The sequence below is a fragment of the Novosphingobium sp. BL-S-21 genome (assembly GCF_055521655.1).
This window is the reverse complement of sequence record NZ_CM145496.1, coordinates 2451911-2471169: the sequence shown is the minus strand read 5'-3', so window position 1 is coordinate 2471169 and position 19259 is coordinate 2451911. Positions and strand designations below refer to the sequence as shown.

Annotated in this window: 18 protein-coding genes and 3 tRNA genes; 13 read left to right on the top strand and 8 right to left on the bottom strand. The window is 67.1% G+C overall.

The features are described 5' to 3' along the window. The first annotated feature begins 1 nt into the window (after window position 1). The 4 genes from ACZ1J6_RS20275 to ACZ1J6_RS20260 all read left to right on the top strand — a co-directional run bounded on the left by ACZ1J6_RS20275 (window position 2) and on the right by ACZ1J6_RS20260 (window position 3411). On the top strand, window positions 2-1165 hold the full coding sequence (locus tag ACZ1J6_RS20275; RefSeq protein WP_465127906.1) for a sulfotransferase family protein: 1164 nt from the start codon (window positions 2-4) through the stop codon (window positions 1163-1165). Beyond that, window positions 1165-1974: a sugar phosphate isomerase/epimerase family protein gene (locus ACZ1J6_RS20270; RefSeq protein ID WP_465127905.1), complete on the top strand. Its 810-nt coding sequence runs from the start codon at window positions 1165-1167 to the stop codon at window positions 1972-1974. Before ACZ1J6_RS20275 ends, ACZ1J6_RS20270 begins: the two co-directional genes overlap by 1 nt. A gap of 4 nt (window positions 1975-1978) precedes the next feature. After that, entirely contained in the window at window positions 1979-3214 is a 1236-nt protein-coding gene (locus ACZ1J6_RS20265) for a DUF1214 domain-containing protein (RefSeq protein WP_465127904.1), read from the top strand. Between the two features lie 121 nt (window positions 3215-3335). Continuing rightward, window positions 3336-3411: transfer RNA gene (locus ACZ1J6_RS20260), tRNA-Thr, on the top strand. Window positions 3412-3433: 22 nt separating this feature from the next. Here ACZ1J6_RS20260 and ACZ1J6_RS20255 read toward each other — a convergent pair. The 3 genes from ACZ1J6_RS20255 to ACZ1J6_RS20245 all read right to left on the bottom strand — a co-directional run bounded on the left by ACZ1J6_RS20255 (window position 3434) and on the right by ACZ1J6_RS20245 (window position 7155). After that, window positions 3434-4021: a glutathione S-transferase gene (locus ACZ1J6_RS20255; RefSeq protein WP_465127903.1), complete on the bottom strand. Its 588-nt coding sequence runs from the start codon at window positions 4019-4021 to the stop codon at window positions 3434-3436. 37 nt (window positions 4022-4058) lie between these two features. After that, a complete protein-coding gene (trhO, locus tag ACZ1J6_RS20250) occupies window positions 4059-5105 on the bottom strand; it encodes an oxygen-dependent tRNA uridine(34) hydroxylase TrhO (RefSeq protein WP_465127902.1) in 1047 nt (348 codons plus the stop codon). A 133-nt stretch (window positions 5106-5238) separates the two neighbouring features. Then, window positions 5239-7155: a ribonucleoside-diphosphate reductase subunit alpha gene (locus tag ACZ1J6_RS20245; protein WP_243654389.1), complete on the bottom strand. Its 1917-nt coding sequence runs from the start codon at window positions 7153-7155 to the stop codon at window positions 5239-5241. A 1071-nt stretch (window positions 7156-8226) separates the two neighbouring features. Here ACZ1J6_RS20245 and ACZ1J6_RS20240 point away from each other — a divergent pair. From ACZ1J6_RS20240 to ACZ1J6_RS20230, 3 genes are all read left to right on the top strand, one after another. Continuing rightward, the gene (locus ACZ1J6_RS20240) at window positions 8227-8472 is read left to right on the top strand and encodes a GlsB/YeaQ/YmgE family stress response membrane protein (RefSeq protein ID WP_132268210.1); all 246 of its coding nucleotides are present in this window, start codon (window positions 8227-8229) and stop codon (window positions 8470-8472) included. Between the two features lie 79 nt (window positions 8473-8551). Continuing rightward, on the top strand, window positions 8552-8758 hold the full coding sequence (locus tag ACZ1J6_RS20235; RefSeq protein ID WP_314464225.1) for a DUF4169 family protein: 207 nt from the start codon (window positions 8552-8554) through the stop codon (window positions 8756-8758). Further along, window positions 8758-8964 (top strand): hypothetical protein, encoded by a 207-nt coding sequence (locus ACZ1J6_RS20230; RefSeq protein WP_465127901.1) that lies wholly within the window; start codon window positions 8758-8760, stop codon window positions 8962-8964. The genes ACZ1J6_RS20235 and ACZ1J6_RS20230 overlap by 1 nt, the downstream gene beginning before the upstream one ends. A gap of 97 nt (window positions 8965-9061) precedes the next feature. Here ACZ1J6_RS20230 and ACZ1J6_RS20225 read toward each other — a convergent pair whose 3' ends face one another. Then, a complete protein-coding gene (locus ACZ1J6_RS20225; RefSeq protein ID WP_243654361.1) occupies window positions 9062-9574 on the bottom strand; it encodes a hypothetical protein in 513 nt (170 codons plus the stop codon). 260 nt (window positions 9575-9834) lie between these two features. On the opposite strand from ACZ1J6_RS20225, the gene ACZ1J6_RS20220 reads away from it, so the two are divergent. After that, the gene (locus ACZ1J6_RS20220; RefSeq protein WP_134093874.1) at window positions 9835-10866 is read left to right on the top strand and encodes an MBL fold metallo-hydrolase; all 1032 of its coding nucleotides are present in this window, start codon (window positions 9835-9837) and stop codon (window positions 10864-10866) included. A 39-nt stretch (window positions 10867-10905) separates the two neighbouring features. Here ACZ1J6_RS20220 and ACZ1J6_RS20215 read toward each other — a convergent pair whose 3' ends face one another. Next, window positions 10906-11985 carry a L,D-transpeptidase family protein gene (locus tag ACZ1J6_RS20215; RefSeq protein ID WP_465127900.1) on the bottom strand — a complete coding sequence of 360 codons (1080 nt, stop codon included), beginning with the start codon at window positions 11983-11985 and terminating at the stop codon, window positions 10906-10908. A 193-nt stretch (window positions 11986-12178) separates the two neighbouring features. Between ACZ1J6_RS20215 and ACZ1J6_RS20210 the strand changes: the two genes are divergently transcribed. Genes ACZ1J6_RS20210 through ACZ1J6_RS20190 form a run of 5 tightly spaced genes read left to right on the top strand, consistent with a single transcriptional unit; the run spans window position 12179 to window position 16619 of the window. Continuing rightward, window positions 12179-13342 carry an aminotransferase class I/II-fold pyridoxal phosphate-dependent enzyme gene (locus ACZ1J6_RS20210; protein ID WP_134093872.1) on the top strand — a complete coding sequence of 388 codons (1164 nt, stop codon included), beginning with the start codon at window positions 12179-12181 and terminating at the stop codon, window positions 13340-13342. Then, window positions 13339-13959 (top strand): alpha/beta fold hydrolase, encoded by a 621-nt coding sequence (locus ACZ1J6_RS20205; RefSeq protein WP_465127899.1) that lies wholly within the window; start codon window positions 13339-13341, stop codon window positions 13957-13959. The genes ACZ1J6_RS20210 and ACZ1J6_RS20205 overlap by 4 nt, the downstream gene beginning before the upstream one ends. Next, on the top strand, window positions 13956-14696 hold the full coding sequence (locus ACZ1J6_RS20200; protein WP_465127898.1) for a methyltransferase domain-containing protein: 741 nt from the start codon (window positions 13956-13958) through the stop codon (window positions 14694-14696). The genes ACZ1J6_RS20205 and ACZ1J6_RS20200 overlap by 4 nt, the downstream gene beginning before the upstream one ends. Window positions 14697-14703: 7 nt before the next feature. Next, a complete protein-coding gene (gene bioD / locus ACZ1J6_RS20195; protein WP_465127897.1) occupies window positions 14704-15369 on the top strand; it encodes a dethiobiotin synthase in 666 nt (221 codons plus the stop codon). Next, a complete protein-coding gene (locus tag ACZ1J6_RS20190; RefSeq protein ID WP_465127896.1) occupies window positions 15366-16619 on the top strand; it encodes an adenosylmethionine--8-amino-7-oxononanoate transaminase in 1254 nt (417 codons plus the stop codon). The genes bioD and ACZ1J6_RS20190 overlap by 4 nt, the downstream gene beginning before the upstream one ends. A 76-nt stretch (window positions 16620-16695) precedes the next feature. On the opposite strand, the gene ACZ1J6_RS20185 is transcribed toward ACZ1J6_RS20190, so the two are convergent. The 3 genes from ACZ1J6_RS20185 to ACZ1J6_RS20175 all read right to left on the bottom strand — a co-directional run bounded on the left by ACZ1J6_RS20185 (window position 16696) and on the right by ACZ1J6_RS20175 (window position 19252). Further along, on the bottom strand, window positions 16696-18915 hold the full coding sequence (locus tag ACZ1J6_RS20185) for a tetratricopeptide repeat protein (RefSeq protein ID WP_465127895.1): 2220 nt from the start codon (window positions 18913-18915) through the stop codon (window positions 16696-16698). Window positions 18916-19056: 141 nt separating this feature from the next. Next, a tRNA-Gly gene (locus ACZ1J6_RS20180) sits at window positions 19057-19131 on the bottom strand. A 46-nt stretch (window positions 19132-19177) separates the two neighbouring features. Then, a tRNA-Gly gene (locus ACZ1J6_RS20175) sits at window positions 19178-19252 on the bottom strand. Between the last annotated feature and the right edge of the window lie 7 nt (window positions 19253-19259).

Below are 19259 nucleotides of genomic sequence, written 5' to 3'. Positions count from 1 at the left end.
CATGAGCCACCTCAACGCGCAGCAATTGCTGCGAGAAGCGCAGCAGCGCACCGGCCTGTCCGACTGGGCGGATGATGGCTTTCCCGAACGCTTCGCCCTCGCCGTGGACCACATCCACGGCATCGCCATGGACGCGGCAGGACGCGCAGCAGCAGCGGAGAACGTGCTCTGGCTGCTGACAGACCGTTTGCGCTTCTTCGAAGACCGCAAGCGCTTCCCGCTGGCCGAGGAAGTGATCGACCGCCCCATGTTCGTCAGCGGCGAACCGCGTTCGGGCACGACCTTGATGCACGCCCTGCTTGCGGTCGATCCCGGCGCACGGGCGCTGCGGTTCTGGGAGGTGATGCACCCCTCGCCACCGCCGGGCACCGTCGAGGGCACCGATCCCCGCATCGCACAGGCCGATGCCGAATGGCGCGAGATCAACGCCAAGATGCCGCGCTGGCTGCACTGCCACCCGTACAACGACATGCTGGGCAATGGTCTGCCCGAAGACGAGCGCACCTGGGCCTTCGACTTCCGGGTGATGACCCCCACCGCCTGGTGGCGCGTGCCGATGCAGAACCTGTCGTTCGGCCTGCCCACTGATCCGCCCGCGCAATACCGTATCCACAAGGCCATGCTGCAAGCGCTGCAATACCGGCGCCCGCCGCGCCACTGGGTGCTGAAGGGCTTTCACACCACCCGGCTGGACGCCTTCTTCGGCAGCTACCCCGATGCCTCGCTGGTCTGGCTGCACCGCGACCCGGTGATGGTCGCCGCCAGTTCGACGATGATGATGGCGGACATCATGGATGGGATCGTCGGCAAGATCGATCTGGTGAAGGAAGCCCGCGCCCATCTGGAACGCGTACGCTGGTCGATCGGCAATACGATGGCCCACCCGCTGGCGAGCGATCCGCGCATCCATCACGTGCGCTACCGCGATTTCGTCACCGATCCGATTGGCGTGATCCGCGATTACTACGCCTTCGCCGGCCGCCCCTTCACGCCCGAAGCGGAAGATGCGATGCGGCGCTACCTTGCCGAGAACAAGGGCGATCGCCACGGCAAGTTCCACTACTCGACGCAAGTGCTGGTCGATGCCGGCTATGACATCGGCGCGCTGAACGCAGAGTTCTCCCCCTTCCGCGCCCGCTTCGGCGTAGAGATCGAGCAGCGCTGATGCACCCCCGCGTCAGCCTGCATCAGGTGGCGATGATGGACCGGGAGACCGGCCCCTTCCTCGACTTCTGCTGTGAGATCGGGGTGCAGCATGCCACGCTCGTTTCGCCGCGACTTTTACAGGCAAGCGAGCTTCGTGCTGCGCGCGAGGCGGTGCAGCATGGCACAGTCCGGATCGGCTGCATCAACCATCCCTTCGCGCTCCAGCCCGACCTAGCAAGCCATACCGAAGGCGCTGCCGATGGGCTGATGAAAGTGATCGACATGGCCGCTGAACTCGGCGCGCCGTCGATCTATCTCATCACCGGCGGACGCGGCACGCTGCTCTGGGAACAGGCGGCCGAGCGCTTCGCCGATCTGCTCGCCCCCTGCCGCGAACACGCCGCAATGCAGGGCGTGGCGCTACTGGTCGAGAACGCCTCGCCGCTGACAGTGGACATCCACATCGCCCACACCCTGCCCGACGCCCTGCGCCTCGCGCGGCTCGCGCAGATCGGCCTCTGCGTCGACCTCCATGCCTGCTGGTTCGAGGCGGACTTGCATGAGAAGCTGGCCGAAGCCTTGCCGCACACCGGCCTCGTGCAAGTCAGCGACCATGTCCCCGGCGACCGCACCACGCCCTGCCGCGCCGTGCCCGGAGACGGCGCGGTGCCACTGGAAGCGATCCTGCGCGACGTGCTGGACCTCGGCTACACCGGCCTGTTCGACCTCGAACTGCTCGGACCGCGCATAGAGGCGGAGGGCCCCGCCCAAGCCTGCACCCGCGCGGCCCACACCCTTTCCGACCTCCTCACCAAGCTGGGAGCCTGACACGATGGCCTATGGCGACGGAACCGACGACGCTGCGCTCAAGACCGCGTGGGGCACCTTCTGCGAACAGCTGAAGCAGGCGGGCCTATCCGCGTTCAAGGACGCCAACCCGGCAAACCCGCTCCAACGCGCCGATGCCTTCCGCTTCCTCACCCAGAACCTCGGCCAAGCCTTCGGCCTCGCGCTGGAAACGCGCGATCCGGCCTTCCCGCAGATCCACCCGTTCACCACGCCGACGATGAAACTGGGCGGCGACCTGGCGGACTTCACCTACCGGCAGGCGTGGATCTCCGGCGACCACGTCTACCGCCTCAGCGGCAAACGCGGCACCGCCCGCTGGCTCAACGTCACGGTGCAAGGCGCCCGCCCGGACAAGATCCCCGGCACCGACTGGCCCAGCCTGCACGAACCCTTCGGCGACATTCCCGAGGCGAACCTGTTCGGCCACCAGATCGAAACCGACGCCGATGGCCGCTTCGAAGTGACCATCGGCGGCCCGCAGCAGGACAGGAACTGGCTCCCCACCACGCCCGGCACGCGCAAGCTGTTCATCCGCGAAGCCTTCGACGCCTGGGGTGAAACGCCGACCACGCTCACCATCGAACGGATCGGCATGAACTCCCCCCGCCCCCTGCCCACTCCCGCGCAGATGGCCGAGGCAATGGACTGGGCGGGCCAGTTCGTCACCGGCCTGATGCGCGACTGGCCCGAACACGCCTGGCTCACCTCACGCGGAGTCTGCGATCCGGCCAGCCTCAACACGTTCCCCGCAGACAAGGCCGCCAATGACGCCAACGACGCCAAGCGCGGACGCATGGCCGCGCACATGGTCTGGCACCTCGAACCCGATGAGGCGCTGATCGTCGAGATGGACTGGCATCAGGGCTTCTGGCTGTTCGGCATGGGCGGCGCGCTGATGGGCTCCATGGACTTCCTCCACCGCCCGGTCAGCTACACCCCGGCGCGCACGGAAGTCGACGAAGACGGCGTCGTCCGCCTGATTCTCGCGCATCGGGACCCCGGCCTCCATAACTGGCTCGACACCCAGGGGTTTTCGGACGGCAACCTCACTTACCGCAACCTGATGAGCCAGCAGCCCGCCACCTTCCGCACGCATCTGGTAAAGGCTGCGGAGCTTGCGAACCACCTGCCGAAATCCACGGCAAAAGCCGATCCCGCAGCCCGCGCCGTCATGCTGCTGGAGCGATATCGAGCCATCAAGCTGCGCTACGGCCTGTGACCGGAAAGAAATCGAAAAAGTTGATCGCCTTTGGCCGCAAAGCCCCTTGCGCGATCTTGCGCCGCTCGGTAAAGGCGCCCCCTGCCCCGGTACGGTTTTCAACCCGAACCCACCAAGGCAAGCCGCTTTAGCTCAGTTGGTAGAGCACATCATTCGTAATGATGGGGTCACAGGTTCGAATCCTGTAAGCGGCACCACTCTCCTGATATTTCCGAAATTTCAGCCCGCGCTGGCGAAGCGTATGGGATCGTCGCCTGTTTGCCACGGTGACAGGCGGAGCATCGCCGCCGTGAACAGGGGCGAGTGCAGGTGGTCGGCCAACCAGGCTTGAAGGTGCTTCAGCGGCTGCGCTTCGAACCACTCCGGCTCGACGGCGGCGAACTGGCGGACGAAGGGCATGATGGCGGCATCGGCGATCCCGCGCGCCGGGCCGCAGAGATGGCGGCTTCCTGCCAGCCGGGCGTCGAGTTGGCGCAGGAACGCCATCCCGCTTTCGCGGTGTGCGAGCGCGTCGCTGTCGTGGCGGTGCGGGTATTTGTAACGGTCGAGGTCGTGCTTGAAGCCGCCGTCATTGGCCGCGATCAGCGCGGTATCGTCTCGGGTGAGCCAGTCTTCGGGATCGTGCCGGGACAGCGCCCAGCGCATGATGTCCAGGCTCTGGTCGATCACCATGCCGCCGGGCAGCACCATCACCGGCACCGTTCCCTTGGGGGAGGCCGCCAGCATTTCGGCGGGCTTTGCCGACAGCTTCACTTCGCGCAGTTCGCAGGCGGTGCCGCTCACCAGCAGCGCCAGACGCGCCCTCATCGCGTAAGGGCAGCGGCGGAAGCTGTAGAGGATCGGATCAGCCAGCGTCCTGCTCCGTTTCGCTCTCTCCCGCCCTCGCCGCGTCTGCGTGCGGGTCCTGGCGCATGGCGCCGACGTGAAGCTCCCCGCGCTCGGCCGCCAGCGCTTCCTGGCGGTGGCGCTCGCGATAGGATGCGCGCTGTTCGTCGCTGCGCTCGTGGTGGCAGGCGGGGCAGCTGACCCCTTCCTCGAAGAGCGGCGAGGCCTGGTCCGCCGCGTTCACCGGGCGGCGGCAGGCATGGCACAGCGCATGGCTGCCCTGGACCAGTCCGTGGCCGATGGTGACGCGCTGATCGAACACGAAGCATTCGCCCTGCCAGAGGCTCTCCTCTTCGGGAACGGTCTCCAGATACTTGAGGATACCGCCCTTGAGGTGGAACACGTCCTCCACCCCTTCCTGCTTGAGGAAGGCTGTCGACTTCTCGCAGCGGATGCCGCCCGTGCAGAACATCGCGACTTTCGGAGGTTTGCCCCCGGCGCCGGTCGCCGCCATCAGCTTCTCGCGCTCGGCGCGAAACCATTCGGGAAAATCGCGGAAGGTCGCCGTCTGGGGATCGATGGCGCCCTGGAACGTGCCCACCGCGACTTCATAGTCGTTGCGGGTATCGATCACGATCGTGTCCGGATCGGCGATCAGCGCGTTCCAGTCTTGCGGCTCGACATACGTGCCGACGATGGCCAGCGGATCGATGTCGGGCTGCCCCATCGTCACGATCTCGCGCTTGAGGCGCACTTTCATGCGGTGAAACGGCATGTCCTGCGCGCCCGAGAGCTTCACGTCCACGCCTTCGCAGCCCGGCAGCGCCCGGACATGATCGAGCACGCGCGCGATGCCATCGTGAGGACCGGCGATCGTGCCGTTAATGCCTTCCGCCGCCAGGAGCAGCGTTCCCTTGATGCCCTGCTCCTCGCAAAGGCGCAGCAACGGTTCGCGCAGCGCCGCGTGATCCGCGAAGCGGGTAAACTGGTAGAGCGCCGCAACGCACACGGGCGCGCGGCCAACCGCCTCGGCGGAATCGTTCATCTGGGCACAGCCATCTTGCATGACGCGGCCCTTAGCGCGGAATCGCGCGGAAATGAATGCCGCGCGCACAGCAAGACGCCCCAGGCAGCCTGGCTACCCGGGGCGTCTCGAATTTCGTGCGCGTCGTCAGGCCGTTATCGAGCCCGACCTGCGCTTACTGGCAAGCCAGACATTCGTCGTAATCGGTCGTTTCGCCGATCTGGAACTTGGGCGCCTCGGGCGTATTGTCCGCCTCGACGCCGCCGCCCGCACCGGCGAAGCCCGCGCGCTGCAACGACTTCGAGCGCAGGTAATAGAGCGACTTGATGCCCTTCTCCCAGGCCTGGAAGTGCAGCATCATCAGGTCCCACTTGTCGACGTCGGCCGGGATGAACAGGTTCAGCGACTGGGCCTGGTCGATATAGGGCGTACGGTCGGCCGCGAATTCGAGCAGCCAGCGCTGGTCGATCTCGAAGCTGGTCTTGTAGACCCCCTTCTCGTCCGGCGTCAGGAAATCGAGGTGCTGGACCGAACCGCCGTGTTCGAGGATCGAATTCCACACATTGTTGGAATCCTTGCTCTTCGAAGCGAGCAGCTTCTGGAGGTACGGGTTCTTCACCACGAACGAGCCCGAGAGCGTCTTGTGCGTGTAGATGTTGGCCGGGATCGGCTCGATGCAGGCCGAGGTGCCGCCGCAGATGATCGAGATCGACGCGGTGGGCGCGATCGCCATCTTGCAGCTGAAGCGCTGCATCACGCCCATTTCGGCCGCGTCCGGGCACGGGCCGCGCTCGTTGGCGAGCAGCAGCGAGGCCTCGTCCGCCTTGGCGGCGATGTGCTGGAACATCTGCATGTTCAGTGCCTTGGCCATCGCGCTTTCGAAGGCGATGCCGCGCTTCTGGAGGTACGAGTGGTAACCCATGACGCCCATGCCCACCGAACGCTCACGCGCGGCGGAGTAGCGCGCGCGGGCCATCTCGTCCGGCGCGCGGTCGATGTAGTCCTGCAGCACGTTGTCGAGGAAGCGCAGAACGTCTTCCACGAAGCTCTTCTCGCCCTTCCACTCTTCCCAGGTTTCCAGGTTGAGCGAGGAGAGGCAGCACACGGCCGTACGGTCGTTGCCCAGGTGGTCGCGGCCGGTGGGCAGCGTGATTTCCGAGCAGAGGTTCGAGGTCGAGACCTTGAGGCCCAGATCGCGGTGATGCTTGGGCATCATGCGGTTCACGGTGTCGGAGAACACCAGGTAGGGCTCACCGGTGGCGAGACGCACTTCGACCAGCTTCTGGAACAGCGAGCGGGCGTGGACTGTGCTGCGCACCGAACCGTCCTTGGGGCTGCGCAGCGCGAAGTCGGTGCCATCGCGCACGGCTTCCATGAACTCGTCGGTCAGCAGCACGCCGTGGTGCAGGTTCAGCGCCTTGCGGTTGAAGTCGCCGGAGGTCTTGCGGATCTCCAGGAACTCCTCGATCTCGGGGTGCGAGACGTCGAGGTAGCAGGCGGCCGAGCCGCGGCGCAGCGAACCCTGCGAAATCGCCAGGGTCAGCGAATCCATCACGCGCACGAAGGGGATGATGCCGCTGGTCTTGCCGTTGAGGCCCACCGGCTCGCCGATGCCGCGCACGTTGCCCCAGTAGGTGCCGATGCCGCCGCCGCGCGAGGCGAGCCAGACGTTCTCGTTCCAGGTTGAAACGATGCCTTCCAGGCTGTCGTCCACCGAGTTGAGGTAGCACGAGATGGGCAGGCCGCGGCCGGTGCCGCCGTTCGAGAGAACGGGGGTGGCGGGCATGAACCACAGCTTCGAGATGTAGTCATAGAGCCGCTGCGCATGGTCCTGATCGTCCGCATAGGCGTCGGCCACGCGGGCGAAGAGGTCCTGGTACTTCTCGCCCGGCAGCAGGTAGCGATCGTCCAGCGTTTCCTTGCCGAAATCGGTCAGCAGCGCGTCACGCGAATCGTCGGTGACGACGGTGAAGCGGCGTGCATTGATCGTCTTCGAATCGGGACGCGCCTTCGGGGCTTCCGGAGCGGCGGCAGCGGCCGCAAGCAGGGCGTCGGCCACAAGAGCGGCCGTAGCGGTATCGGTCTTGTCCATCGCTATTGCCGGGCTCTCGCCCGCCTCCTTTTCCGTTTTCGCCGGCTTTTTCACGGGCTTGGCCAATTCGGACTTGATCCGTTCCAGCTTCACCGGCGCGGCCTGCACTTCTTCCACCTTGGGGGCCGGGGCCCGGGGCGAAAGCTCGAAACCGGGCATTTCCACCTGGCCATCATTCTGATTCATATCTGCCTGCATAGCGTCGGAGCTGTTCACGTCAGCGTCGCTTCCGTTTCTGAAATCCAATTTTCGCCCCCGTTAGCTCAACTGTTCAAACTCTGGCCGTTCAACCTGCGGCCCACCCCGATCAGGCCACCCTGATCCGGCCACTTGGCGCTCGGCCGCCCGGTCCCTGGTTTCCCATTTTCCGAGCCACGTCATCGAAGCGCCAAAAAGCGCGTTCAGCATTGCACCCGGACCGGCCCGAACATCCTTTGCCTGTCCGCGATTCGTCGGAGCGAAGAACCGACCGACATACCACTGACAGGCACAAAAAGAGAACGAAATCTCTGACCGACCCTGGCGCGAGCCCTTCGCAAGAAGCACCGGACACCGGAAAACCGCCTTTAGGGACACCTGACGGCCCAAGGACGATTTCTCTAGGTTTAGATGCCCCGCGATCGACGCGCCACAACCCATAGTGCCTGTTCTGGATTTTGACGCAAGGGGGCTGCCCTTCACCGCGGCCCCGGCAAGTCTTGCCCCTTTACAGCCGAGGGGGTCTCGCGACGCGTGGGAACTCCTTCACCGGCCCCATGCGCAAGTGCCTATTTCGAAGGTCGTACTAAAAATTTTTCCACATAAAACGGCGGTGAAGCGAATCTGTTTTGCGACGAAACGAGTCGCCGTTTTCCGGACATTTCGCCTCTGTCGAGACACTTGCCCCGGCATTTCCCCATCTCATTGGAGGGAGGCCGGGAACGAACCACGCCGCGAATCCCACCGAGCGCCTCGACGGACCGGGTCTGCATCCTGCAGAACCGCGATTGAAACCGTCCTGTCGTTCGCGGCTTCTAGGGCATGATCCCCGGGGCGGCAGGTCCCGGATTTATAACGAGGGTTTTCCAGGTCATGATCAATATCATCGGCGCCATCATCAGCGGCCTCATCATCGGGGTGCTGGCGCGATTCTTCTATCCCGGCTCGGTCGACATGGGCTGGATCGCGACGATCCTGCTCGGCATCGGCGGCTCGCTCGTGGCGGGTCTCGTGACCACCCGCGGCCAGGCGGACTTCCAGCGCGCCGGCTGCCTCGCCTCGATTGTCGGCGCCGTGGTGCTGATCTTCCTGGGCCGCCTGCTGGGCATCTCGTTCTGAGCCCGGCCCAAGCCGCCTGAAAGAGCCCGCGCACATCGCCGCTCTTTCGCCGCGCGGATCCGCGCGGTAGAAGGCGGCCATGGCCGACATCATCAATCTCCGCATGGCCCGCAAGGCCAAGACGCGCGACGCCGCAAGGCATGAGGCCGACGCCAGCCGCGCGCGCCATGGCAGAACCCGGGCCGAGCGCGGCGCCGCCGAAGCGGAAGCCGCGCGCCTGGTCCGGGTGGTGGACGGCGCCAAGCGCGAGCGCAGCGAAGAAGCGGGCGAAAAGGGAACGGACTGATGCGCAGCACTTATCTCGAATCCAGCGTGCGCCTCTATCATCTCGACGGCGGCTCCGAAGGCGGCGCGGCCAACACCCTGTTCTACGGCCCGCTGTCCGAGGCGATGAACGTCGCCGCGCTCCAGAGCGAGGACGTGCAGGACGGCCTCTTCATCGCCACGGACAATGACGTGGTGGCTTACCTCGACCTTGTGGAAGACTGGTAGGCGCGCCGTCGAAAACGAAAACGGCCCCGGCCTCCTCCTGGAGCCCGGGGCCGTTTTTCGTTCAGGGCTGCCCTTCAGCGAACCCGGACAAACGTCCTCAGAACCGCGCTTGCAGGCCCGCCGCCAGATAGTGGTCGCCGAAATTGCCCTTCACGTCGATGCGCGGGAGGATCGGCATGGCCACGGTGCCATAGGCCCGCAAATCGTCACCGATCAGGCGCGCGCCGACGCCGAAGCCCAGCGACATCGGCAGGCGGTACATCGCCTCGACCTTGCCGAAGATCTTGGTGCCGGAATTGTCACACTTGCCGTCGGAGACCTGGTTACCGCTGTCCTTGTTGAAGCACTGCGAATCCTGGTTGACGTAGCCGGGGTGGTCGCGGTGGTGGAAGAACACGCCGGCGGCAGGGGTAATGCTGAAACCGCCGTCCGAGATCACCGGCACGCCGAGCGCCAGTTCGCCGCCCCAGTCCCCTTCCGAGCGCGCCACATTGGCCTCGGCCGTCACTTGCGCAGCGGCAGGCGTGGCGGCGACGACGGCGCCGATCGCCAGTGCGGCGGAAAGGACAGCCTTGCTGGCGGCACCGGGGACGGAGGGACGGAATTTCATGGTAGGTCCTTGATTTGAGACATCTGCTTCTGATCCCAGAGGCCTAGGATTCCAGCGGGTCGAAACGCAAGACGGCCGGATTCGGTCCATCCCGGCCCAGGCTCTGTCCGTCCCGCCAGCCTCTACGGCACGTTTACCAATCCATCGCCGGCCGCACGCCGCACTATCCAAAAGAGACGCGCCCGAAACGGATCGGCGCTCTTGTCCGCCGAGGCTCCAGGGCGCAAAACCGCAGCCCGCTACACCCGCGGGAGGCAGGCATGATCTTCGAGCAGATCGCGACGGGCGGCTGTCAATCCTATCTGGTGGGCTGCGAAAGCAGCCGTTCGGCGATCCTCATCGACCCCGAACAATCGCAGGTCGATCGCTATCTCGGCCTTGCCGGCCAGCTCGGGGTCCATGTTCGCTACGTGCTGGACACCCATACTCACGCCGATCATTTCTCCGCCAGCCGCGAACTGGGCAAGGCGTTCCAGGCGCCGGTGGTGATGAACCGCCTGAGCCCGGCGCCCTATGCCGAGATGCGGCTGGACGACGGGGACATGCTGATCGTGGGCAACCTGCGGCTTCGGGCCATGCATACGCCGGGCCACACCCGCGATTCGATGTGCATGGTCATGGAGGACCGGGTCTTCACCGGCGACACCCTGCTGATCGGCGGCACCGGGCGAACCGACCTGCCCACCGGCGATCCCGAGGCGCTTCACGGCAGCCTCTTCGGCAAGTTGCTGGCCCTGCCGCTCGAAACCCGGGTCTATCCCGCCCACGACTACAAGGGCCGCAGCCATTCGACCATCGGCGCCGAGATCGCTGAAAATCCGCGCCTCAAGAACAGCGAGCGCGCGGAATTCGTGGCGATGATGCAGCACCTGGACCTTGCCGCGCCGACGCACCTGACCGAGGCCCTGCGCACCAACATGAACGGCGGCAGGACCGTGGCGCAGCTCCTGGCCGATGCCGCCACGCGGGTGCCGTTCGTCTCGCTGGCGGAACTGCGTGCGCGGATCGGCCGGCAGGACGGCCTGATCGTGCTCGACGTGCGCGAAAGGGACGCTTTCGAAGCCGGCCATGTTCCCGGCGCCATCCATCTGCCGCGCGGGCAACTGGAACTGAGGGTCAATGCCATGCTCACCGATCCGACGGCCCGGCTGGTCACCTGCTGCGAATTCGGCAAGATCTCCACCCTGGCTGCAGCGACCTTGCGGGAACTCGGCTTCCCGCGCGCTGCGGCTCTGGATGGCGGCATGAAGGCCTGGATCGAGGCCGGCTACGAGGTCGAACTGCCCGACTGACCCGCACCCTCGGCGCCGGCCCGATCCTCTGCACCGGCATCAGGCCTGGAACACGACCTTGGTGCCCGCCGAGACCATCTGCGCCAGGCGCGCCGCATCCCAGTTGGTCAGGCGCACGCAGCCATGGCTTTCGGTCTTGCCGATGTTCTTCGGTTCAGGCGTGCCGTGGATGCCGTAGTGCTCCTTGGACAAGTCCAGCCAGACGACGCCGACCGGCCCGTTCGGACCTGGCGGGAGCAGCTTGTCCTTGGCATTCTTCTTGGCATCCCAGAACAGGTCCGGGTTGAAATGATAGTCCGGATTGCGGGCCTCGCCCACGATCTTCCAGGTGCCGAGCGGCAGCGGATCGTGGCCGCTGCCGGTGGTCACCGGGAACTGCGCGATCAGCTTGTTGCCCTGATCGTAGACCCGCAGCGCCCCGTCGGACTTGTCGACCACGATGTGATCGGCCTTGGGCTGCTCGGCAGGAACGCCCAGGCTCTGCAGCGTCCTGGCCCAGCCAGTCTTGTCATCGGGGATGTCCGCCAGCGCGGCGTCGGGGATGTCCGGCACCCGGATCGTGCGTCCCGCACCCAGCACCGTGCCCGGCCCATTCAGGGCCAGCAGCGTCTCGGGCGTGGTGTGGAAGCGTTCGGCCAGCGCCTCGGACATGCTGCGATAGCCGAGATGGTCGAACTCGGCCTGTCCGGCCATGTTCTGCGGAAGGTCCGGGAAGAACGGCCCACGCGCGAAGGCCTTGGGAATGACGACATTGCGCGTGGCGCCCTGCCTGTCGGAAATGAGCGCCTGCTGCGTCGCGGGATCGAGCTTGCCGCTTACCGGCAGGCCCTGCGCTTCCTGGAACCCGCGCAAGGCCAGGCCGTAGGACCCGCCTTCGCGGCCATCGATCACGCCCGAAGAGAAGCCCTTTCGATCGAGCGCCACCTGGGCGCGCATGACGAGGCTGTCGGCCGCCTCGGTCGCGCCGCCGCCGGGGGCCGAGGCGAAGGCCATGGGATCGCCGGACTGCGCGGCACTCTTGTTGTCGCCATTACCACCATCGCCTCCGGCGTTGCGGTCGCCCGAGTGGCAGGCGGAGAGCAGGAGAATGGCGGCGAACGTCAGCGGCAGGGATCGCATCAAGCGGGCATCCTTCGATTTTTCGTTTCCCTGCATAACGCGCGAGGGGCCTTGCGGCTTCCTGCGCCGCGCGATTTCGTGCGCCATGCCGCCCGGCCTGCCCTCGCCCGATGCAGCAAGGGCACGGCGGCGATCTCTTTCCGCAACCGCCGCCCATTGTGCCGAAGGCCCGCTTGCCATACCGGCTGGCGCCATGAGCAGGCTCGATTCCTTCTTCGCGGCGGCGCTCGGCCGCATCGAGAGCGCCGGCCAGCGCCGCATCCTGCGCGCCGCGTCGCTCGAAAACGGCGGTCGCGTCATGCGCGACGGGCGGGCGTTGCTCGACTTTTCCAGCAACGACTACCTCGGCCTCGCCCGGCACCCCCGCCTCGTCGAACGGGCACGGGAATGGACGCAGGCCCATGGCACCGGCTCCGGAGCCTCGCGGCTGGTCACCGGCACCAGCGAGGCGCACCTCGCGCTCGAAAGGCGGATCGCCGGCTTCAAGCATGCCGAAGCCGCCCTGCTGTTCGCCAGCGGCTGGCAGGCCAATGCCGCCGTGATCCCGGCGCTGCTGGCCGCCGTCCCGGGCGCGGCGGTCTTCACCGACCGCCTGATTCACGCCAGCATGCACGCCGGCCTCGCCATATCCGGCACGCGCCAGCACCGTTTCCGCCACAACGACCTCGATCACCTGGAAGAGCTGCTGGCAGGCAAAGGCGCCGACACGCCGGCGCGGCTGATCCTCACCGAGAGCGTCTTCTCGATGGACGGCGACCGCGCCGACATCGCCCGCCTTGCCGCCATCGCCGCCCGGCACGACGCCTTCCTCTTCGTGGACGAGGCCCATGCCACCGGCGTGCTCGGACCGGGCGGGGCCGGTCTCTCGGCCGAGGCGCCCGGCGGGATCGACCTGATCATGGGCACTTTCAGCAAGGCCCTGGGCGGCTTCGGCGCCTATGTCGCCGGATCGCGCGTGATGATCGACTACCTCGTCAATGCGGCGAGCGGCTTCATCTTCACGACGGCGCCGCCGCCGGCCGTGCTCGGCGCCATCGACGCCGCGCTCGACCTGGTGCCCGGCATGAACGCAGAGCGCGCCCATCTCGCGGCGCTGGGCGAGCGGCTGCGCAGCGGTCTCGCCGCGCTCGGCATCGACCATGGCGCGTCCAGCACGCAGATCGTGCCGGCCATGATCGGCGGCGAACAGGCTGCTCTCGACCTTTCCCGCGCGTTGGAAGAGCGCGGGGTTCTGGCTTCCGCGATCCGCCCGCCCACTGTGCCCCCCGGCACCAGCCGCCTGCGCCTGGCGCTGCGGGCGACTCATGCGGAAAGCGACGTCGACACCCTGCTCAACCTGATCGAGGGCTGCCGGTGAACCTGCTCTTCGTCCATGGCTGGGGCTTTGACCGCAGCTTCTGGCAACCGCTTGCCGCGCTTCTGGCGGACCTGCCGCAGGCGATCGACGATCGCGGCTATTTCGGAACGCCCGAGGCCGTCTCCTCAGGCGGGCCTTGCATCGCCGTGACTCATTCCTTCGGCACCATGCGCGTGCTCGCCGCGCCGCCTGCGGGCCTCGTCGGCGTGCTGGCGATCAACGGATTCGCCCGCTTTGCCGCCAGCCCGGACTATCCCGGCGTGCCCCCGCGCGTGATCGACCGCATGCTGCGCCGCTTCGACGAGGCCCCCCGCGCGGTGCTCTCCGAATTCCGCCGCCAGTGCGGCGGGGATGCCGACTTCGGCGAGATCGACGCCGCCCTGCTGCACGAAGACCTCTCCCGCCTGCGCCACGACGAAGCGCCATTGCCGCCGGTTCCAGTGGTCTCGCTGCAAGGCACCCGCGACCCCCTTCTGCCCCAGGCGATGCGCGCGCAAGTGTTCGAGGGCGCGGCGGTGCGCCGGGTGGACTGTGCGGACGGCGGCCATCTGCTCCCGCGCGAGGCGCCGGAATTCTGCGCGGCGGTCCTTCGCGACATGATCGGAACGCCGGCATGACCGCGCCGCGCGAACGCGTCGGCCGCGCCTTTGCCGCCGCGCCCGACTACGACGGCCATGCCCGCGTGCAGCGCGAGGTGGCGCAGGCCCTGGCCGCCCGCATCACCGCGCTGGACCTGCCCGAACGCCCCCGCATCCTGGAAATCGGCTGCGGCACCGGCTTCCTGACCCAGGCTCTCGCCGGGCTTGGCGGCGACTGGCTCGTCACCGATCTTGCCCCTGAAATGCTGCAACGCTGCCGCGCGCGACTGGGCGAGGCCGTCCGCCACCGCTTCGCCGTGCTCGACGGCGAATACGGAACTCCGGAGGGCGGCCCCTTCGACCTGATCTGCTCCAGCCTGGCCGTGCAGTGGTTCGACGATGCCCCGGCTGCCCTTTTCCGCATCGCGGGCTGGCTGGCGCCCGGCGGGCATCTCATGGTCTCCACGCTCGGCCCCGGCAGCTTCGCCGAGTGGCGCGCGGCGCACGATCCCGAGGGGCTGGCGCCAGGAACACCGCGCTTCGCGCCCATCGCGGATTTCGGCGCCGGCGTTGCGGCCGTGGAACGCCGCGCCGAACATCACGAGAGCCCGCTCGCCTTCCTCCATGCCCTCAAGGCCATCGGCGCGCAGACGCCCGAGGCCGGTCACCGGCCGCTGTCGCCGGGCCAGCTCCGCCGCGTCATGGCGCGTTTCGCCCAGAATGGATGCAACGTGACTTACGAAGTCGTGACCTGCCACCTAAAGTCCCGGAATTGAGCACTTCATGATCGTAGAGCCCCTGATTTCCCGCCCCCTCACTTCCCGCCCCCTGATCGTCACCGGCACCGATACGGAGATCGGCAAGACCGTCTTCGCCGCGGCCCTGGCGGGTGCGCTCGGCGCCCATTACTGGAAGCCGGTGCAGGCCGGGCTTGAGGAAGACGGCGGCGATGGAGACCGTGTCGGGCGGCTTTCCGGCCTGCCCGCCGATCGCATCCTGCCCGAGGCCTATCGCCTTGCCACGCCCTGCTCGCCCCATCTCGCCGCCGAGATCGACGGGGTGGACATCGCCGCCGAACGTCTCGCCCTGCCGCAAGTGGAAGGCCCGCTGGTGGTCGAGGGTGCAGGCGGGGTGATGGTCCCCCTCACCCGCTCGACGACATATGCCGACCAGTTCGCGCGCTGGAATGCGCCTGTCGTGCTGGTGGCGCGCACGGTGCTGGGCACGATCAACCATTCGCTGCTCTCTATCGAGGCGCTGCGCAGCCGCGGTGTCGAAGTGCACGGCGTGGCCTTCGTCGGCGATGCCGTGGAAGACAGTGAGGCCGCCATCTGCGCCATGGGCCGGGTCCGCCGTCTGGGCCGCCTGCCCCGCCTCGACCCGCTGACGCCGGAGGCCCTCGCCCGCGCCTTCGCTGAAAACTTCAACATCGAGGATTTCACCGCATGACGTCATCGGTCTGGCATCCCTTCACTCAGCACGGCCTTCAGGAGCCGGTTCCGCTGGTCACCCATGCCGAGGGAGCGCTGCTCCACACGGCGGATGGCCGGGCGGTGGTGGATGCCGTGTCCTCGTGGTGGGTGACGACGCACGGTCATTCCCATCCGCGCATCAAGGCCGCCATCGCGGAGCAGGCGCAGAAACTCGACCAGATCATCTTCGCAGGATGGACTCACGACCCGGCCGAACAGGTCGCGGCGGGACTGCGCGCCATCATGCCCGAGAGCCTGACGCGGGTGTTCTTCTCCGATTCGGGATCGACCAGCGTGGAAGTGGCGCTGAAAATGGCGCTCGGTTACTGGCACTGGCGCGGCGAGGGCCGCCACCGCATCGTCGTGATGGAGAATTCCTACCACGGCGACACGATCGGCGCGATGTCGGTGGGCGAACGCGGGGTGTTCAACCAGCCTTACGCCCCGCTGCTGTTCGACGTCGGCCGTATTCCCTTCCCCGCTGCCGGCGCGGAACAGGCGACGCTCGACGCGCTCGAAGCGCTCTGCCGCCAGCCGGATACCGCCGCGCTGATCGTGGAGCCGCTGATCCTCGGCGCGGGCGGCATGCTGGTCTATTCGCCGGCGGTCCTCGCGGCGATGCACGAAATCTGCGCCCACCAGGGCGTACTGTTCATCGCCGACGAAGTGATGACCGCCTGGGGCCGCACCGGCACTCTTCTCGCGTGCGAGCAGGCGGGGATCGTCCCCGACATTCTCTGCCTCTCCAAGGGCCTGACCGGCGGGGCGGTGCCGCTGGCCGTCACCATGGCGAGCGAGGCCATCTACGAAGCGCACTATTCCACCGACCGCGCGCGGATGTTCTTCCATTCCTCCAGCTATACCGCGAACCCGATCGCCTGCGCCGCCGCCGCCGCCAATCTGGCGGTCTGGCGCGAGGAGCCGGTTCTCGAACGGATTGCCGCGCTGGCCGGCAAGCAGGCGGGCTGGATCGAAAAGCTCGGCCAGTTCTGCCACTTCGACAATCCCCGTAGCCTGGGCACTATCGCCGCGCTGGACCTCAGGACCAGCGGTGCCAGCGGCTACATGAGCGACCTTGCCCCGCGCCTCATGGCCTTCTTCCGCGAACGCGACGTGCTGCTGAGGCCGCTCGGGAACACTGTCTATGTCATGCCGCCCTACTGCATCACCGACGATCAGCTTGCGCAAGTGTGGGATGCCATCGGCGAAGCGGTGATTTCGTTCTAAGCGCCGGCCACGCTTTAAGAGCTGCCACAAGGCCGATATGCCAAGGGTCCGGGGAAGCATCCCCGGGCCTTTTCCTTTACTCGTCGACGTCGAAGTGATCCGGCAAAAGTCCGGCCAGGCGGCGCCGGTGCATTTCCTCGAAAGCCGCCTCCACCCGGCGTGTATAGACCGCGGTGCGAAACAGCGGCGCCGTCAGCCGGTTGGCGGCGAGGCGATCACGCAATGTCCCAAGCGCGTCCGGGTCTCGCGCCAAGGCCAGCGCCGCCGCCTCGTAGGCGTCCCGGTCCGGCACCGCCAGTTCCGGAAGGCCGACGGCATGGACGAGGCTGGCCGCCACCCGTGCGGCGAACTGGCGTCCGGCCATGGTGAGGACGGGCAGGCCGCCCCAAAGCGCGTCACTGGCCGTTGTATGGGCATTGACCGCGAAGGTATCGAGAAACAGATCGGCCAGCGCCAGGCGCCCGAGGTGCTCGCCATGCGGAACGCTCTCGGCAAAGACCAGCCGCGCCGGATCGATGCCGCGCGCCGCCGCCTCTCGGCGCAGGTTCTGCTCCGCCCAGGGATTGGAGCGCAGCAACCAGAGCACGCTGCCCTCCACGGCGCCGAGCAGCCGCATCCAGATCGTGAATGCGTCCGGCCCGATCTTGTAGGTGTGGTTGAAGCAGCAGAACACGAATCCGTGCTCGGGCAGGCCCCAGGCCCTGCGCCCGCGCCGGTCCGGCACGATGATGCGGCGATCGTCGTTCGCCTGATAGCTATGCGGCAGCCGCACGATCTTCTCGGTGAACCAGACCTCCTGCCCGGGCGGCAGCGAAACGGCGTCGGCGATGAAGTAGTCCATGCAGGGATGGCCCAGGGTACCCGGATAGCCCATGTAGCTCACCTGCACCGGCGCCAGCCTGCGGCCGAACAGCGCCGTGCGCGTGCCGCGCCTATAGCCCTTGAGATCGACCGCGATGTCCAGCCCGTCCGCCCTCGCCCTGTCGACGACAGCGGCATCGGCCAGGTGCCCGATCTCGATGAAGGCATCGACCTGCCCCCGCAAGGCTGCGCGCGCCGCATCGCCTTCGCGGCGCGGGCCATAGCTGTAGAGGCGAATATCGAAGCGGCTGCGATCGTGCTCGCGAAACAGGCCGCTCATCAGGTACATCGTCGCGTGATCGTGAAAGTCCGCCGAGAAGTATCCGATACGGATGCGTCCATCGCAGGAAGGCGGCGGATCGGGAAAGCTCTGCGGCCCCTCCGTAAACTTCACCGCCGCGCAGGCCAGCGAGCGGCGATACTGGTAGCCGGGGTCGTCCACGAAAGGCAGCGCCGCGAACGGCTGCACCGCCGCGGCCGAAGGACTGTCCGTCAGGGCGAACTCGGACCGGCGCCGCCAGTCGCAGATGTGCGCTTCCTCGAACAAGGCCTGGAGAAGCGCCGAGCGGTCGTCGGGAACGAGCGTCCAGGCCTTGCGGAAAGCCGCGATGGCGTCCGGCAACGCGCCCTTCAGCACCAGCGCCTTGCCGCGATTGACCATCGCCTGCGTACCGGCAGGCTCGGCCTCCAAGGCGCGGTCGTAGGCAGCGAGAGCCTCGTCCAGGCGGTCCAGCAGCAGCAGTTCCCCGCCCATGTTGTTCCAGGCCAGGGCATGACCCGGCCGCAGCGCGACCGCACGGCGATAGGCGGCGACCGCCTCTTCCCGCGCCCCGCGCTTCGCAAGCAGGTTGCCCAGATTGTAATGTGCCTCGGTATAGCCGGGATCGAGCGCCACCGTCCGCGCCAGTTCCTCTTCGGCCTCGTCCCACCGCGCCTGCGCGTCGAGCAGATTCGCCAGGTTGAAGCGCGCATCGGCATAGTCCGGGTGGCGCGCGATCACCGCGCGGTAGATTTCTTCCGCCTCGGCCGACCGATTCTGGCGGCGCAGCGTCACGGCCAGGTTGTTGCGGCAGGCGGCGGCATCCGGGTCCAGCGCTATGGCGCGGCGGAAAGCGGCTTCGGCCTCGGGCAGGATACCCAGCGCCAGCAGCGCCGCGCCTTGCAGGTTGTGGACGGTGAAGCTCTGCGGAAAGACGCCGGCCAGTCGGGCGCCCTCCCTGGCGGCTTCGTCCATGCGGTCGGAACGATAGGCGGAAACCATCGCCGCGAGTTCGCCGGGGGCCGGGTCGGCCTGCGCCGCATCCAGCGCCTGAAGCGCCGCGCGTGCCCGACCGTTGCGTGGAAACCGATCCAGCGCCTCGCGGTAGAGCGCGCGGGCGGTCTCGGTCTCGCCCCGCTTGGCCGCGCCTTTGGCCTTGATCAGCAGTGCTTCCAATCCGCCCACATTTCCCTCCGCCGATTGCAGCGGACGGGGTTAGGCGAACAGGGTTCACGCCGGATAAGCGCGCGATTAGGGGCATCCACCTGGTGTGGATGTTCGCGATCTGGAATGTCTGGATTTCCACCGAAGGAAAACTGGAGCGGGCGAAGGGATTCGAACCCTCGACCCCAACCTTGGCAAGGTTGTGCTCTACCCCTGAGCTACGCCCGCTCTGGCGTTTGGAGACTTCCGGCTAACCGGAAATCCCTATGTGAACTGGAGCGGGCGAAGGGATTCGAACCCTCGACCCCAACCTTGGCAAGGTTGTGCTCTACCCCTGAGCTACGCCCGCTCTGACG